Source organism: Streptomyces armeniacus (assembly GCF_003355155.1).
Taxonomy (GTDB): Bacteria; Actinomycetota; Actinomycetes; order Streptomycetales; family Streptomycetaceae; genus Streptomyces; species Streptomyces armeniacus.
Genome location: NZ_CP031320.1, coordinates 3,450,617 through 3,465,638, shown reverse-complemented (window position 1 = coordinate 3,465,638; position 15,022 = coordinate 3,450,617). Strand labels below are relative to the sequence as shown.

The window sequence follows — 15,022 nt, the reverse complement described above, 5'->3', positions numbered from 1 at the left end:
TATGCCCGGCAGCGAACGAACACGGGAATGCCGCAGGCGGGTCAGCGGGTTGTCCGGGCATGTACGCAGACGCAGCGACGATCCGCAGAATCCTCACCACGGCCGGCGACACCTGGGCGGTGGTCGGCCTGTCGAACAACGAGCGGCGGGCGGCGTACGGCGTCGCCGACGTCCTGCGCCGGTTCGGCAAGCGCGTCGTGCCGGTGCATCCGAAGGCCGAGACGGTGTTCGGGGAGCCGGGGTACGCGACGCTGTCCGACATCCCGTTCCCCGTCGACGTGGTCGACGTCTTCGTCAACTCCGCACTCGCGGGCCCCGTCGCCGACGAGGCGGTACGCGTGGGCGCGAAGGCGGTGTGGTTCCAGCTGGACGTGATCGACGAGGACGCGTACGAGCGGACCCGCGCGGCCGGTCTGGACATGGTGATGGACCGCTGTCCGGCAATCGAGATTCCCCGTCTGGGCTCGGTGGGCTAGCGTCCCGCCATGGCACAGACACGAGCCGCGCGCCCCTACGACGCCCCCGAGATCGTGCGGCTGCGGCGCCTGATGTTCGCCGCGATGCACGGCCGCGACGAGCCGGGCCGCTGGGAGGGCGACGCCGAGGAGGCGGCCCGGCGGCAGCTCTCCGGCCCGCGGGTGGAGCTGGGCTGCTTCGTGGTGGACGGCGACGAGCCGGGCGAGCCACACCTGGCGGCGTGCGCGGTGGGCCGCGTGGAGGAGCGGCTGCCGGCGCCGGGCCACCCGCGGGGCCGGTTCGGGTTCATCTTCAACGTGTGCACGGACGAGCGGTACCGCGGCCGCGGTTACGCGCGCGCCACCACGGAGGCGCTGCTCGCCTGGTTCGCGGAGCGCGGGGTCACCCGGGTCGATCTGCACGCAACGCCGGACGCCGAGAAGCTCTACCGCGGCCTCGGCTTCGCCGAGCACTCGGTCGCGCTGTCCCTGGACCTGTCCCGGCGGAACCCGCCCGCCGGCGGCTGACCCTCGCCGGTCCGCACGGCCGCCGTGACCGCCGTACGGTCAGCCGCCGAGCCCCTCCAGCACCACCGCGCCCGGCAGTTCCGCGAGCGCCTTGCCCGGCACGATGAGCTTGCCGCGGCGGCGCCCGCTGCCGATCAGCACCCAGGGCAGCGCGGTCACCCGCGCGTCCAGCAGCACCGGCCAGCCGTCCGGCACCCCGATCGGGGTGATGCCGCCGTACTCCATGCCGGTCTCGCCGACGGCGGTGTCCTGCGGCGCGAACGACGCCTTGCGGGCGTCCAGCCGGCGGCGGACCGCGCCGTTGACGTCGACCCGTGCCGTGGCCGGCACGAGGCAGGCGGCGAGGGTGCGCTCCCCCGCCCGCTTCGCGGCGACCACGACGCAGTTGGCCGAGGTGTCGAGGAGGTCGGCGCCGTAGGTCTCGACGAACACGGCGGTGTCGGCCTTGTCCGGGTCGGTGTCGACGTACAGCAGCTGCTCCGCTGGCACGGCGCCCGCCCAGGACCGTACGGCCTCGGCGACGGGCGGGCAGAGCTCGTCCAGGCGGTCGGGGGCGGGTGCGGCGGTGTCGAAGTCTCCGATCGGGGCACGCATGCGGCGCACGCTAGCAGGGGGTCAGCGGGGCGGCGGCACCGAGACCGCCATGGTCATCTCGACCGGCTCGGTGCCGTCGTTGCGGTAGCCGTGCGGGAGGTGCGACTCGAACGACGCTGACGTCCCGGCCGGCAGGGCGTACGCGGTGCCGTCCGCGACCAGCGTCAGCTCGCCGGCGGTGACGTGCACCAGCTCGGTGGTGCCCTGCGGGTGCGGGTCGGAGGTGCTGCCCTCGCCGGGCATCAGCCGCCACGACCACAGCTCCAGCGGGCCGGGCGCCTCCACCCCGGCGAGGAGGGTGCTGTGGCTTCCGGCCTCGGTGGACCACAGCCGTACGGCCTGCTCCGCCGGTACGAGCCGGACCTGCGGCTCCTGGTCGAAGTCGAGCAGTGTGGTGATGCTCACGCCGAGCGCGTCGCCGACCTTGACGACGGTGCCGACGCTCGGGTTCGTACGTGCCTGCTCGATCTGGATGAGCATGCCGCGGCTGACTCCGGCCCGCGCCGCCAGCGCGTCCAGGGTGAAGCCGCGCTCCTGACGCCAGCGCTTGAGGTTGCGGGCGAGGGACTGCGTGAGGTGGTCGAGGTCGGTCACTGTCTCCGGTACCGTCCAATATTGTGAATGACAGCGTCTAATGCAATGGACTACGGTGTGCTGGACTTCAGCGTTCATCACACTGTACTGCGAGGAGCACCGATGACTGCGGTTCTGGCCCTGACCACCAGCCTGATGTGGGGGCTGGCCGACTTCGGCGGCGGGCTGCTCACCCGCCGCATGTCGGCGCTCACCGTCGTGGTGGTGTCCCAGGCGCTCGCCATGGCGGTGCTCGGCGCGATCGTGGTCGCGACCGGGGGCTGGAGCGAGTGGGGGCCGCAGCTGTGGTTCGCGGTGGCGGCCGGGGTCGTCGGACCGGTCGCGATGCTCGCGTTCTACCGCGCCCTGGCCCAGGGCCCGATGGGCGTCGTCTCCCCGCTCGCCTCGCTTGCCGTGCTGGTGCCCGTCGGCGCCGGGCTGGCGCTGGGCGAGCGGCCCGGCTGGCTGCAGGCCGTCGGGCTGCTGATCGCCGTCGGCGGCGTCATGCTCGCGGGCGGACCGGAGCTGCGCGGGGCGCCCGTACAGCGGCGGACGCTGCTGCTGACGCTCGTCGCCGCCTTCGGGTTCGGCGCGGTGCTGGCCCTGATCGAGCACGCCTCGACGACCATGACGGGCCTGTTCCTGGCGCTGTTCGTGCAGCGTGTGTGCAACGTGCTGGTGGGCGGCGCGGCGCTGTACGCGCAGGTGCGCCGCGGCACTCCGGCGCTGCCCGAGGACGGGACCGGTGAGCTGGGGCACCCCGGGTACGGGCGGCGGGTGCTGACCGCGGCGCTGCCCGCGCTCGCGTTCGTGGGGCTGGCGGACGTCGCCGCGAACGGCACGTACATGGTCGCCGCGCAGCTCGGCCCGGTCACCGTCGCCGCCGTCCTCGCCTCGCTCTACCCGCTGGTGACCGCCCTCGCCGCACGCGGCGTCCTGAACGAGCGGCTGCGCGCCGTGCAGGCGGCGGGCGCGGGGCTGGCGGTGTTCGGCACGGTGCTGCTCGCCACGGGCTGAGCCCGCCCCGAGCCCGTCCGGCGATTGATGGACGGCCCCCGGCCACAGCGCGGGGTGGGCGGCCCTGGCGGGTCACCACGGCGTACCGATGGGCAAGGCCGGTGGCCGACCTCGGCTCGGTCTCGGGCTGAGGGCCGTCCTCAAACGCCGGACGGGCTGGAAGAACTGGAAGAAGGTACCGGGCGGGCCGTGCGCCTAGAGCTGCCGTACGCCGTACAGCAGCAGCGCGAAGCCCTGGATCACGACGGCGATGGCGAGCAGGACGCGCAGTGTCCGGTTGTTCACGGCGCACCTCCCCGGCAGGCGTGCTTTCTGGCTCCCGGCGCCGGCGGCGCCTCAGTCCAGTGTGCCCGCGTTCCGCTCCACCAACTCGGTCAGCGCGAGCAGTTCCTGCGGCGTGACGCCCTCGGGGATCGGCACGGGCGGCGGGGTGCGCAGCGGCGGCTGCCAGCCGTCCTCGGGGTCCCAGCGGCGTACGACGCGCGCGGGCGCGCCCGCCGCCACCGCGTGGTCGGGCACGTCGCCGCGTACGACGGCGCCCGCCGCCACGACCACGTTGCGGCCGAGCCGCGCGCCCGGCAGGATCACGGCGCCCGCGCCGAGCCAGCTGCCGGGGCCGATCTCGACCGGCGCGGTGCGCGGCCACTGCTTGCCGACGGGCTGCTCGGGGTCGTCGTACGAGTGGTTGGTCGAGGTGATGTAGACGTACGGGCCGCAGAAGACGTTGTCCCCGACGGTGACCGTGGTGTCCGCGATGACATGGCTGCCGCGCCCGAGTACCACGCCGTCGCCCAGCCGCAGCACCGTGTCGGGGCCGAGGTCGAGGTCGGGCATCATCCCGGCGGTCAGCGTGACGTCCTGCCCGATGATGCAGTGGTCGCCGATCTCGATCCAGGGGGCGCCGAAGACGGTGCCCTGCGGGAACGCGAGCCGGCTGCCGGTGCCGAGGGCGCGGAAGGCGTACGGGCCGCGGCGGTCGGCGGTCACGGCACCCAGGCGCTGCGCGCCGTGCCAGACGGCGTGCACGGCACGGGCGGCGAGCGAGTCGAGCGCTTTCCTGAGCGTGGGCACCCGCTCACCGTAACGGCCCGCCCTGAGCCGGGACCTGCGTACGTCTTGTGATCTTCCCCCCACGGCCGCGGTCATGATCTACGGTGCTGAGAGGGTGTGCGGACCGATGCGACAGAGAACGGAAGAGGCGAGGACGATGGCCGGACTGGGTGCGCTGATCGCGAGTGTGGGCGGCCGTAAGCCCGAGGTGGATCCCGAGGCCCTCGTCGCCCCGACGTCCGTGGTGGTGGGCGAGGTGACGCTGCGCGCGGGCGCCAGCGTGTGGTACGGCGCGGTGCTGCGCGGCGACTGCGACTCCGTCACCCTCGGCCGGGACAGCAACATCCAGGACAACTGCACCGTGCACGCCGACCCCGGCTTCCCCGCCGTCGTCGGCGACCGCGTGTCGGTGGGCCACAACGCGGTGCTGCACGGCTGCGTCGTGGAGGACGACGTGCTCGTCGGGATGGGCTCGACGGTCCTCAACGGCGCCCGGATCGGGGCAGGTTCGCTGATCGCCGCGCAGGCGCTCGTACCGCAGGGCATGCAGGTGCCGCCCGGCTCGCTGGTCGCCGGGGTGCCCGCGCGGGTGAAGCGGGAGCTGACCCGCGAGGAGCGCGAGGGCATCAAGGCCAACGCGGCGATGTACGTGGAGCTGGCACGGACGCACCGGGCAGGCGGCCTGGACCGCGAGCCCGGACCGGAGCAGGACGCGCGGGAGCCGCAGGACGCGCACGGCGGACGGGACGCCCAAGGCCCGGAGCGCGGCGCGTAATTCGTTCGACGCGTGCCGCCGGACACGCGATGATCGCAGCATGTTCCGGTACGCCTTCCTCGACGCGACGGCCGCAGCCGCGGTCGCGCCGAAGGCTGCCGTTTTCCTCGTCGCAGCCGCAGACGGCGCCCGACGCTGACCCTTCCCGCAGAGCTTCCGCGGACCCCGCAGGGGGAGGGTCGGCAGGGCCAGGGGTCCCGTCACCAGAACGCTCCGAGGAAGCAGTCCCATGTCCAAGCAGACATACGTGCGCACCAAGCCGCACCTCAACATCGGCACGATGGGCCACGTCGACCACGGCAAGACGACGCTGACCGCCGCCCTCACCAAGGTCCTCAGCGACCGCGGCTCCGGCAGCTTCGTGCCGTTCGACCGCATCGACCGCGCCCCCGAGGAGGCGGCGCGCGGCATCACCATCACGATCGCGCACGTCGAGTACGAGACGGACACCCGGCACTACGCCCACGTCGACATGCCCGGCCACGCCGACTACGTGAAGAACATGGTGACCGGCGCCGCGCAGCTCGACGGCGCGATCCTGGTCGTCTCCGCGGTCGACGGCGTGATGCCGCAGACCGCCGAACACGTGCTGCTCGCCCGGCAGGTGGGCGTCGAGCACATCGTCGTCGCCCTCAACAAGGCCGACGCGGGCGACCCCGAGCTCACCGACCTGGTCGAACTCGAGGTGCGCGAACTGCTGTCCGCGCACGGCTACGACGGCGAGACGCTGCCTGTCGTACGGGTCTCCGGGCTCGGCGCGCTCCGCGGCGAGCCGCGGTGGACGGCGGCGGCCGAGGCGCTACTCGAGGCGGTCGACACGCATGTGCCGGTGCCGGAGCGGTATTTGGACGCGCCATTCCTGCTGCCGGTGGAGAACGTGCTGACGATCACCGGCCGCGGCACGGTCGTCACCGGCGCCGTCGAGCGCGGCACGGTGCGCGTCGGCGACCGGGTGCAGGTGCTGGGCCCCGAGCTGGAGACGGTGGTGACCGGCGTCGAGACCTTCGGCAAGCCGATGGACGAGGCGCAGGCGGGTGACAACGTCGCGCTGCTGCTGCGCGGCGTCCCGCGCGACGCGGTGCGCCGCGGCCACATCGTGGCCGCGCCGGGCAGCGTCACGCCGCGGCGCGACTTCACCGCGGAGGTCTACCTGCTGTCCGCCGCCGAGGGCGGCCGCCGCACGGCGGTCGTCTCCGGCTACCGGCCGCAGTTCTACATCCGCACCGCGGACGTCGTCGGCGACATCCACCTCGGCGACGCGTCCGTGGCGCTGCCCGGCGAGACCGTCACCATGACGGTCCGGCTCGGCCGCGACGTCCCGCTCGAGAAGGGCCTCGGCTTCGCCGTGCGCGAGGGCGGGCGCACGGTCGGCGCGGGCACGGTCACGGCGGTGGACTGACCGGCACGCGGCCCGGCGGCGCGGCCCCGCGCCCGTACGGCATGCCCGTACGGGCGCGGGCCGCCCGTCCCGGCCGCACAATGGGACGGTGTACGCACCCGAGCCCGAGCCAGGTGAGCAGGTCCCCGTAAGCCGGTCGGTGGCGGGCGGGACCGCGAAGCTCATGCCCGACGTCGACCGGCCCCGCGCCTTCCTGCTGACCGTGGACGGCGCCCCGCAGTCGTACGTCGACCTGGACGACCCGCTGCACCTGGAGTTCGAGTACGCGCGGCGGCTCGGCCACGTCCTGGACCTGGCCGAGCCCGAGGGCCCGCTCGACGTGCTGCACCTCGGCGGCGGCGCCCTCACCCTGCCGCGCTACGCGGCCGCCGCCCGCCCCGGCTCCCGGCAGCGCGTCGTCGACTCCGACCGCGCGCTGCTCGCGTTCGTCGCCTGCCGGCTGCCACTGCCGCCCGGTTCCGGGGTGATGCTGGAGGCGGCCGACGCCCGTACGGTGCTCGACGCGCTGCCCGCCGCGAGCACGGACGTGGTGATCGGCGACGTGTACGGCGGGACGCGGATTCCCGCGCACCTCACCACGCTGCCGTACGCGCGCGCCGTGGCGCGGGTGCTGCGCCCGCACGGCGTGTACGCGGGGAACCTGGCGGACGCGGCGCCGTTCCGCTTCCTGGCCTCGCAACTCGCCACGTTCGCGGAGGTGTTCCGGCATCTGTGCCTGATCGCGGAGCCCGCCGTGCTGCGCGGCAGGCGGTTCGGCAACACGGTGCTGCTGGCCTCGCAGACGGAGCCGCCGGTACGGGCGCTGGCGCGGCGTACGGCCGCCGACACGTTCCCGGCGCGGGTCGAGTACGGGCCGTCGCTGCTGCGGATCGCCAAGGGCGGGGCGCCCGTTCAGGACGGGGACGCCGTGCCCTCGCCGGAGCCGCCGGACGGCGCGTTCAGCGTCGGCTGACGCCCGCACCCCGCCCCGTACGCGCTGAGCCGGGCCCGTACGCGGCGGCGCGTCGGCGGGCCCGGCTCCGAGCGGTGCCGGTGCTGTCGTGCTGACGGTGCTGTCGTGCTGGCAGTGGTCAGGACTCAGCCGCGGGGGTCGCCGCCCTCGCCGGGCTCACCGGAGTTGCGCAGGCTGGCCATCATCTTCTTGATGGTGGCGTCCGGCACCTCGTCGTCGACGCCCGCGTCACCGAGGAAGACCCAGATCGCGAGGTCGTGGTTGGCGTTGATCCAGGACACGGTGACGGCCTTGGCCGCGCCCGAGTCGCACTTGCTGTCCTTGGGGGCGCCGGTGATCGTGGCGACGGCGGTGTGGCCCTTGATTCCGTGCTCGTTCGTGAACTTCTTGCCGCCGGACTCCTTCAGCGTCCCCTTCTGCTTCTGGTCGTAGCCGGCGATGGCGAAGTTGGACGCCGCGATCTCGGCGGCCTCCTTGGTGTTCTTGGAGCCCTGGCCGCCCTTGGTGCCCACCATGGCCCGGTTGCTGTCCTTGCACCAGTCCTTCTTGTAGTAGGCCGGTGCGGACATGGCGACCAGGAGCTTGCCCTCGTCGTCCTCGAAGCCCGTGATCATGGACTCGGAGGCGACCTCCCAATCCGCCGACTTCGGCACGTCGAAGGCCGAGAAGTGCTTCGGGTTGATGACCGACTGCCACCCCGGCACCACCGGGTCCGTCGGGTCCTTGGACTCCTCCGCGCTGGGCGTGGCGGAGGGCTCCTTGGCGGACGGCGAGCCCGACGGCACGTTGCCGCCGCCCGCCGTGTCCTTCTTCTCCTTGTCGTCGTCCTTGAGCAGGAAGACGCCCGTGACCACGGCGGCGGCCACCACCGCGACCGCCGTGACGATGGCGATCACGGTCTTCTTCGACCGGCCGTCGCCGCCCTGCGGGGGCTGCGGCCCGCCGGGCATGGCCGGCTGGCCCCACTGCTGCTGCCCCGGGGGCGGCGGCATCTGGGGCGGGTACGGCTGCTGTCCGGGAGGCTGCGGCGGCTGCTGCGGTGCCTGCCCCGGCTGCTGGGGGTAGCCGTATCCCGGCTGTTGGTACGGGTTCGGCTGCTGTGCGCCCGGCTGCTGATACCCGGGCTGCTGATACGGGTTCGGCTGCTGCGGGTTCGAATCGCCCCCGGGCTGCTGGTCTCCTGGCCACATGGCCGGTAACTCTATTGCGCCGCCGCGGCGCGGGCCATGCCCGCCCCTCATTCGGTATCGAGCCGGTACACGGAACGGAACGTTCCCTTACGGACGGGGCGAAACCGTACGGCGTCCCCGCAGCGTACGAACGCCCGCTCCCCTGCCCGGGGTTGGCCGCGACCGGTGGCCGGCTAGTCGTCGCGGGTCGCACTGTGAGCCGCGACCAGTGGCAGGTAGACGGTGTCGAGGATGTCGTCGATCACATCGTCGGTGATCGGCGTTCCGCGGATCATGAACTCGTTGCGCAGCAGGTCGTGCGCGAGGGACATGACGCGCGTACCACGCAGTTCGGGGCGCACTTCGCCACGCTCGATGCCGCGCTGGTAGATCTCGTCGATCAGTTGCGGCCCCGCGTCCACGAGCTGCCGGCCTGCCTCGGCGGCCAGTTCCTGGTTCTTGGTGAGCTCCGCGAGCACGCCGCGGAGCAGTTCGCCGTACTCGGAGTCCATCAGGTCCGCGGTCGCCCGCAGCAGCGCGCGCACGTCCGAGGTGAAGGACCCGGTGTCGGGCGCGGGCAGCATGGTGCGGACCAGCTGGCCATGTGCGTGCACCACGAGCTCGCCGAGGCTGCTCCACCGCCGGTACAGCGCGGCCTTGCTGGTGCGCGCCCTGCCGGCGATCCAGTCCATGGTCAGCGCGGCGTAGCCGCGTTCGACGAGGCCCTCCCGCGCCGCCTGCAGGATCGCGGCCTCCAGTTCGGCGCCGCGCCTGCGCGGCCCCCGGCGGTGGTCCATCGCGCTGCTGGTCATAGCCGTACACGGTAGTGCGTCGCACGTCCCGGCCAATGACACTTGCCCTCCCGATTAGAGAACTCTCAGTTCCCTAATATAGAGTACCTACAGTTTCCTACGTAACTCACAGTGGAGGGCGCCATGCCCGAATCCGACGCGTCCGGCACCGGCTGGAAGAAGCTCGTCACCATCGTCATCGGCATGACGGCACTGCTGATCGTCCTGCTGACGGCTTTCGCCATGCCGGCGGTCAACTCCGGTCCGCACGACATCCCGATCGCCGTCGCCGGGGATCCCGCCGATGCCGGAGAGCTGAGCGCGCAGCTCTCCGACGACCATCCCGGCGCGTACTCCGTGACCACGGTCGCCGGCACCGACGACGCGCGGGAGCTCATCCTCGACCGCGAGGTGTACGGAGCGGTCGATCTCACCGGCACCGAGACCACGATGCTCCTCGCGTCGGCGGCCAGCTCCGCCGTCGCCGCCGACCTCACGTCGCTGGCACGCGAGCTCGGCAAGGACGGCACGACCCCGGTCAAGGTCGACGACATCCGGCCGTTCCCGGACGACGACCCCAACGGCGCCGGACTCTCCGCCGGAGCCCTGCCCGTGGCGCTCGGCGGCTGGATGGCCGCCGTCGTCCTGCTCATGACCGTCCGCGGCGCCCGCTACCAGGCCTGCGGCGCGGCCGGCGTGGCCATCGGCGGGGGCCTCGGGCTCACGGCGATGATGCAGTACGGATTCGGCACCCTGGACGGCAACTACTGGCTCACCGCCATCGGTGCCGCACTCGGCGTATCCGCGGCCGCGTGGACCATTCTCGGGCTCCGGACACTGCTGGGCGGTCCGGGCCTCGCCCTGGGTGCCGTCACCCTCATCCTGCTCGGCAACCCGCTCTCGGGCATGTCCACCGCCCCGGAGCTGCTTCCAGCCGGGTGGGGAACGCTCGGGCAGCTGCTGCCGCCGGGGGCGACCGGTTCCCTGCTGCGCTCGCTCGCCTACTTCGACGGCTCGGGCGCGGCCACACCCCTCGCCGTCCTCAGCTGCTGGACGCTCGGCGGGGCGGCCATGTTCGCGTACGGAAGCCGGCGCGCCGCCCGGCGCGTGGCCGTGACGGAGCCGGGCAACGACGCGTCGAGCCCTGTCGGGTCACCCAGCGCGACGTGACACCGACGGTCCTCGCGACCCCCGGAGTTCTCGGGTGTTGCGAGGACCGTCGGAAGCCGGCGCCGAACTGCTCCGGTGGCCGGAGCAGTTCGGCGCCGGTGCGCTGCCTGCCGGGGCCTGGTGGAGGTGGCGCGGCCGGATGCAGGCCCGGTCCGCGGCAAGGTATGTCACAGCTCCCGCCGTGCCGGACGGATCGCCGTATTCGTCGGTTAGTCTCCCCAGGATGTCCGTCCCTGCCACGCAGCCCCAGGGTCTCCCCGCCCGCCTCTTCCGGGTGCTGCTGTCCCCGTGGTCCCGCTTCGCCCTGCTCGTCGCGCTGCTCGCGACCGCGGCCGGGGCGGTGCTGGCGTACGAGCCGCAGCGCTTCCTGGCGGACGGCTGGCCCGCGCAGCTCTCCGGCGCGGCCGCCGTTGTCCTGTTCGCGGTGGCGTACGGGTCGTGCACGACCGCGTTCGTGCCCCGCCCGTTCCTCAATCTCGCCGCGGGCGCGCTGTTCGGCGCCCAGGCCGGGACGGTCGCGGCGCTCTCCGGCACGGTCATCGGCTCCGGTATGGCCTTCGGGCTCGGCCGGCTGCTGGGGCGGGACGCGCTGCGCCCGCTGCTGCGGGCGCGGGTGCTGACCGCCGCGGACCGGCAGCTGAGCGAGCACGGCTTCCGTTCGATGCTGGTGATCCGGCTGCTGCCGGGGGTGCCGTTCGTCGCCTCCAACTACGGGGCGGCGGTCTCCCGTATGAGCTGGGTCGCGTTCCTGTCGGCGACCGCGATCGGCTCGGTGCCGAACACGGCGGCGTACGTGCTGGCGGGCAGCCGGGCCACCACGCCCACCTCGCCCGCGTTCCTCGCGGCGTTCGCGTTCATAGCGGTCTCGGGGCTCGCGGGCGCGGCGTACGCGTGGCGCAAGCGCACGCGGCTGCGCACCGCCGCGGCCAGGGCGTGACGGCGGCCGCCGCGCGCTGACGGCCGCGGCTCAGCCTCCCGCGGGCGGTGTCCAGGCCGGGTCGCGGCCGGTCGCCGCGAGCAGCCGGTCGAAGGCGGACGCGCCGTCCCCTACGGGCACGGGCTCGCCGAACACCTTCATCTCGCGGGGCAGCGGCCCCAGTTGCCCCAGCAGCTTCTCCAGCTCCGCCACGCACGCGTCGTCCGGCGTGAAGTACGCGCCGGTGGCCCGTGCCAGGTCCCAGGGGTGCACGGTGAGGTCGAGCAGCGCGAGCGAGGCGACCGTACGCGCGGGCATCGCCATCTGCCCCGCCACCCCATCCTCGGCTCCGGGCGCCGCCCACGCCTCCGCCAGCCGCGCGGCCTCCCGGGCGAACTCCTCCCGCCAGCCGCCGTGCAGCCGGTCGGGCGTCTCGCTGAAGTCGGCGTCCTCCTTGACGGCGTACGCCTGGAAGTTGACGACCACGGCGAACAGGTGGTTGAGCAGGGCCCGTACGTCGTACTCGGCGCACGGAGTGGGCCCGCCGAGGCGCTCGTCGGGCACGCCGCGCACCACCGGGACGGCGCGTGCGGCGGCGGCGCCGAACAGTTCACTGATCGTGTGAGTCATGGCGCCGAAACTAGCGGCGGCGGCGCGGCGGCGGCTTGAAGAAACGCGACATAGGATCGCCGTCATGGCCGGTCCGCGACGCGACACCCGGGGCATCGTCGACCCCGCCTCGCTGTTCACGCGCGTGCGCTTCCGCCGCCGTGACCCCGCCCCGGCGCTGCGCCCGTACCTGGAGCACTACTGGCTGATCGACTGGGACCTGTCCGAGCCGTACTGCTCGCACGTCGTGCCGCACCCGTCCGTGAACGTCGTCTTCGAGCGCTTCGCGGGGCAGCCCGACTTCGGTGAGGTCTCGGGCGTCGGGCTGGAGCTGTTCACGCAGAAGCTGGAGGCCACGGGGCGGGTGTGCGGCGTGCAGTTCCGGCCGGGCGGCTTCCGGCCGTTCGCGCCCGGGCACCCGGTGTCGCACTGGACGGGCCGCCGGGTGCCGCTGTCCGACGCGTTCCCCGGCGCCGCGGACGGTGACACCACGCGCGTCCTCGACGAGGACACGGACGACGGGCGGGTCGCGGCGCTCGACGCGTTCCTGCTCGAGTACGGCCCTCGGCCGGACGGCGACGCCGAGCGTGCGATGGACCTCGTCCAGCGCATCCGCGAGGACCGCGAGGTCCGGCGCGTCGCGGCCTTCGCCGCCGGCCAGGGGCTGTCCGTACGGTCCCTGCAGCGGCTGTTCGCGGCGTACGTCGGCGTCAGCCCCAAGTGGGTGCTGCTGCGCTACCGCATCCACGAGGCGCTGGAGCGCGCCGCCGACGGCGCGGAGACGGACTGGGCGGGGCTGGCCGCGGAGCTCGGCTACAGCGACCAGGCCCACCTCGTACGGGACTTCACCGCCACCGTCGGCGTCCCGCCGTCCGCGTACGCGGGCTGAACCGGGCCGCACCGTACGGGTCTCATCGCGCACCGTACGGGTGTCGGCGCGCACCGTACGGGTCTCAGCGCACCGTGAGCACCAGCTTCCCCGCCGTGTGCCCGGCCTCGCCGAGCGCGTGCGCCTTGGCGGCCTCCTCCAGCGGGAAGGTCTCGGCGACCGTGGCCCGCAGCCGGCCCCGCTCGACGAGGGCGGCGATCTCGTTCATCCCGGCGTGGTCAGCCTCGACGATCAGCAGCTCCGTCCGCACGCCGTACTGTTCGGCCTCCGCCCGGAGCTGCTCCGCGTTCATCGGCAGGATGGAGACGAGGACGCCGCCGCGCCGGAGGGTGCGCAGGGAACGGCTGCGGTAGTCGTCGCTGCCGACGGTGTCCAGGACGACGTCGACGTCCGCGACGGCGGAGGCGAAATCGGTCTCCCGGTAGTCGATCAGTTCGTCGGCGCCGAGCTCCCGCAGGAGCTCGTGCTTGCCCGCGCTGGCCGTGCCGATCACGTACGCGCCGCGCGCCTTGGCGATCTGCACGGCCAGGTGGCCGACGCCGCCGCCCGCCGCGTGCACGAGGACGCGCTGGCCCTCCCGTACGTCCGCGGTGTCGGCCAGCGCCTGCCACGCGGTGAGCGCGGCCAGGGGCAGTGCCCCGGCCTGTACGTGGTCGATGCCGGCCGGCTTGCGGGCGAAGGCGCGGGCGGGCGCGGTGACGTACTCGGCGTGGGCGCCCGCACCGTGCGGGTACGGCAGCATGCCGAACACCTCGTCGCCCGGCCGGAACAGGGTGACGCCGACGCCGACCGCCTCGACCACGCCGGAGACGTCCCAGCCCAGGACGAACGGCGGCTCGCCCAGGAACAGGCCCATGGAGCGGTGCTTCCAGTCGGTGGGGTTGAGCCCGGCCGCGTGCACCCTGACGAGCACTTCGCTGATGCCCGGCTCGGGGCGGTCGAGCTCCGTCTCGTGCAGCGTCTCGGGGCCGCCGAGTACGTCCTGGCTGATGGCGCGCATGCGCCGGCTGGCGTTCGCGGTGTCCGCGGTGTGGGTGGTCATGTGACCAGGCTGCCGTGCGGAGACGGACGGGAAAATGGCAAGAAGGTCAATGTTCGATAGGATCGTGCCATGCATCGTGTGGTCGTGCTCGCGCCCGACGGGGTGTACCCGTTCGAACTCGGCATCCCCCGGCGGGTCTTCGGCTCCGCGGACGGCCGGTACGAGGTGGTCACCTGCACCGCCGACGGCGCCCCGGTGCGTACGGACGCCGACTTCACGGTCGTCCCCGACCACGGCCCGGAGGTGCTGCGTACCGCCGACACCGTGGTGATCCCGCCGTACAGCCCGTCCCTGGCAGGCGCGGAGCTGTCCGCGCCGCTGGCCGGCGCGCTCGCCGCCATTCCGCGCTCCGCCCGTACGGTGTCGATCTGCACGGGCGCGTTCCTGCTGGCGGCGGCCGGCCTGCTGGACGGGCGGCCGGCGACCACGCACTGGGCGCTGGCGGGCTGGTTCCGCGAGCTGTTCCCGTACGTGGCGCTCGACCCGGACGTCCTCTTCGTCGACGACGGCGATGTGCTCACCTCGGCCGGTGCCGCGTCCGGCGTCGACGTCTGCCTGCACCTCGTACGGAAGGACCACGGCAGCGAGGTGGCCAACAGCGTCGCGCGGCGCTGCGTCGTACCGCCGTGGCGGGACGGCGGGCAGGCGCAGTACATCGAGCAGCCCGTGCCGGAGTCCACGTCGAGCGGTACGGCCGCGACGCGGCAGTGGGCGCTGGAGCACCTGGACCGGCCGCTGACGCTGGCCGACCTCGCGGGGCACGCGCAGACGAGCGTACGGACCTTCGCCCGCCGCTTCCGCGACGAGGTCGGCGAGAGCCCGGGGCGGTGGCTCATCCGGCAGCGCGTGGCCTGGGCACGGCACCTGCTCGAGTCCAGCGACCTGCCGGTGGACCAGATCGCCGGGCGGGTCGGCTTCGCGACCGCCACCTCCCTGCGGCAGCACCTGCACGCCGCGATCGGCGTCACGCCGCTCGCGTACCGGCGGACGTTCCGTACGGCGGCGCGCTGACGTCCGTACGGTGCGCCGGAACGCCTCCGTACGGTGCGCGCGCACGCCCCCGTACGGTGCCGTGGGTGCGGCGCGCGTCGGG

17 protein-coding genes are annotated in these 15,022 nt (G+C 73.6%); 10 read left to right on the top strand and 7 right to left on the bottom strand.

Features of this window, described 5'->3' with window-relative positions:
* Nucleotides 1-59 precede the first annotated feature (59 nt).
* Together DVA86_RS14875 and DVA86_RS14870 are read left to right on the top strand one after the other, a co-directional pair.
* Nucleotides 60-476, top strand: coding sequence for a CoA-binding protein (locus DVA86_RS14875; protein ID WP_208878817.1), 417 nt, complete (start codon nt 60-62; stop codon nt 474-476).
* Nucleotides 477-485: 9 nt separating this feature from the next.
* Nucleotides 486-983: a GNAT family N-acetyltransferase gene (locus DVA86_RS14870; RefSeq protein WP_208878816.1), complete on the top strand. Its 498-nt coding sequence runs from the start codon at nt 486-488 to the stop codon at nt 981-983.
* 39 nt (nt 984-1,022) lie between these two features.
* Here the strand turns inward: DVA86_RS14870 and DVA86_RS14865 are convergent, their stop codons facing one another.
* Nucleotides 1,023-1,577 (bottom strand): YbaK/EbsC family protein, encoded by a 555-nt coding sequence (locus DVA86_RS14865; RefSeq protein WP_208878814.1) that lies wholly within the window; start codon nt 1,575-1,577, stop codon nt 1,023-1,025.
* 21 nt (nt 1,578-1,598) lie between these two features.
* Nucleotides 1,599-2,171: a helix-turn-helix domain-containing protein gene (locus DVA86_RS14860; protein WP_208878812.1), complete on the bottom strand. Its 573-nt coding sequence runs from the start codon at nt 2,169-2,171 to the stop codon at nt 1,599-1,601.
* Nucleotides 2,172-2,273: 102 nt separating this feature from the next.
* Between DVA86_RS14860 and DVA86_RS14855 the strand changes: the two genes are divergently transcribed.
* Complete coding sequence (locus DVA86_RS14855) at nt 2,274-3,167, top strand: DMT family transporter (RefSeq protein ID WP_208878810.1); 894 nt, start codon at nt 2,274-2,276, stop codon at nt 3,165-3,167.
* A 336-nt stretch (nt 3,168-3,503) separates the two neighbouring features.
* Here DVA86_RS14855 and DVA86_RS14850 read toward each other — a convergent pair whose 3' ends face one another.
* On the bottom strand, nt 3,504-4,313 hold the full coding sequence (locus DVA86_RS14850) for an acyltransferase (protein ID WP_208878809.1): 810 nt from the start codon (nt 4,311-4,313) through the stop codon (nt 3,504-3,506).
* Nucleotides 4,314-4,374: 61 nt separating this feature from the next.
* On the opposite strand from DVA86_RS14850, the gene DVA86_RS14845 reads away from it, so the two are divergent.
* The 3 genes from DVA86_RS14845 (at nt 4,375) to DVA86_RS14835 (ending at nt 7,343) form a co-directional block, all read left to right on the top strand.
* Nucleotides 4,375-4,992, top strand: a complete 618-nt coding sequence (locus tag DVA86_RS14845; protein WP_208884705.1) for a gamma carbonic anhydrase family protein — start codon at nt 4,375-4,377, stop codon at nt 4,990-4,992.
* A gap of 229 nt (nt 4,993-5,221) precedes the next feature.
* Nucleotides 5,222-6,391 (top strand): elongation factor Tu, encoded by a 1,170-nt coding sequence (gene tuf, locus DVA86_RS14840; protein WP_208878808.1) that lies wholly within the window; start codon nt 5,222-5,224, stop codon nt 6,389-6,391.
* 163 nt (nt 6,392-6,554) lie between these two features.
* Entirely contained in the window at nt 6,555-7,343 is a 789-nt protein-coding gene (locus tag DVA86_RS14835) for a spermidine synthase (protein WP_208884703.1), read from the top strand.
* 125 nt (nt 7,344-7,468) lie between these two features.
* Here DVA86_RS14835 and DVA86_RS14830 read toward each other — a convergent pair whose 3' ends face one another.
* Together DVA86_RS14830 and DVA86_RS14825 are read right to left on the bottom strand one after the other, a co-directional pair.
* Nucleotides 7,469-8,533 carry a DUF8017 domain-containing protein gene (locus tag DVA86_RS14830; RefSeq protein WP_208878807.1) on the bottom strand — a complete coding sequence of 355 codons (1,065 nt, stop codon included), beginning with the start codon at nt 8,531-8,533 and terminating at the stop codon, nt 7,469-7,471.
* Nucleotides 8,534-8,706: 173 nt separating this feature from the next.
* Entirely contained in the window at nt 8,707-9,324 is a 618-nt protein-coding gene (locus tag DVA86_RS14825; RefSeq protein ID WP_208878806.1) for a TetR/AcrR family transcriptional regulator, read from the bottom strand.
* Between the two features lie 123 nt (nt 9,325-9,447).
* On the opposite strand from DVA86_RS14825, the gene DVA86_RS14820 reads away from it, so the two are divergent.
* Entirely contained in the window at nt 9,448-10,473 is a 1,026-nt protein-coding gene (locus tag DVA86_RS14820) for a hypothetical protein (RefSeq protein WP_208878805.1), read from the top strand.
* A gap of 223 nt (nt 10,474-10,696) precedes the next feature.
* A complete protein-coding gene (locus tag DVA86_RS14815) occupies nt 10,697-11,410 on the top strand; it encodes a TVP38/TMEM64 family protein (protein ID WP_208878804.1) in 714 nt (237 codons plus the stop codon).
* A 30-nt stretch (nt 11,411-11,440) separates the two neighbouring features.
* On the opposite strand, the gene DVA86_RS14810 is transcribed toward DVA86_RS14815, so the two are convergent.
* Nucleotides 11,441-12,019, bottom strand: coding sequence for a TIGR03086 family metal-binding protein (locus tag DVA86_RS14810; RefSeq protein ID WP_208878803.1), 579 nt, complete (start codon nt 12,017-12,019; stop codon nt 11,441-11,443).
* A gap of 64 nt (nt 12,020-12,083) precedes the next feature.
* Here DVA86_RS14810 and DVA86_RS14805 point away from each other — a divergent pair, with 64 nt between their 5' ends.
* The gene (locus DVA86_RS14805) at nt 12,084-12,887 is read left to right on the top strand and encodes a DUF6597 domain-containing transcriptional factor (RefSeq protein ID WP_208878802.1); all 804 of its coding nucleotides are present in this window, start codon (nt 12,084-12,086) and stop codon (nt 12,885-12,887) included.
* Nucleotides 12,888-12,951: 64 nt separating this feature from the next.
* Here the strand turns inward: DVA86_RS14805 and DVA86_RS14800 are convergent, their stop codons facing one another.
* Nucleotides 12,952-13,929, bottom strand: a complete 978-nt coding sequence (locus DVA86_RS14800; RefSeq protein ID WP_245996600.1) for an NADP-dependent oxidoreductase — start codon at nt 13,927-13,929, stop codon at nt 12,952-12,954.
* A gap of 69 nt (nt 13,930-13,998) precedes the next feature.
* Here DVA86_RS14800 and DVA86_RS14795 point away from each other — a divergent pair, with 69 nt between their 5' ends.
* Nucleotides 13,999-14,940 carry a GlxA family transcriptional regulator gene (locus DVA86_RS14795; RefSeq protein ID WP_208878801.1) on the top strand — a complete coding sequence of 314 codons (942 nt, stop codon included), beginning with the start codon at nt 13,999-14,001 and terminating at the stop codon, nt 14,938-14,940.
* Nucleotides 14,941-15,022 lie beyond the last annotated feature (82 nt).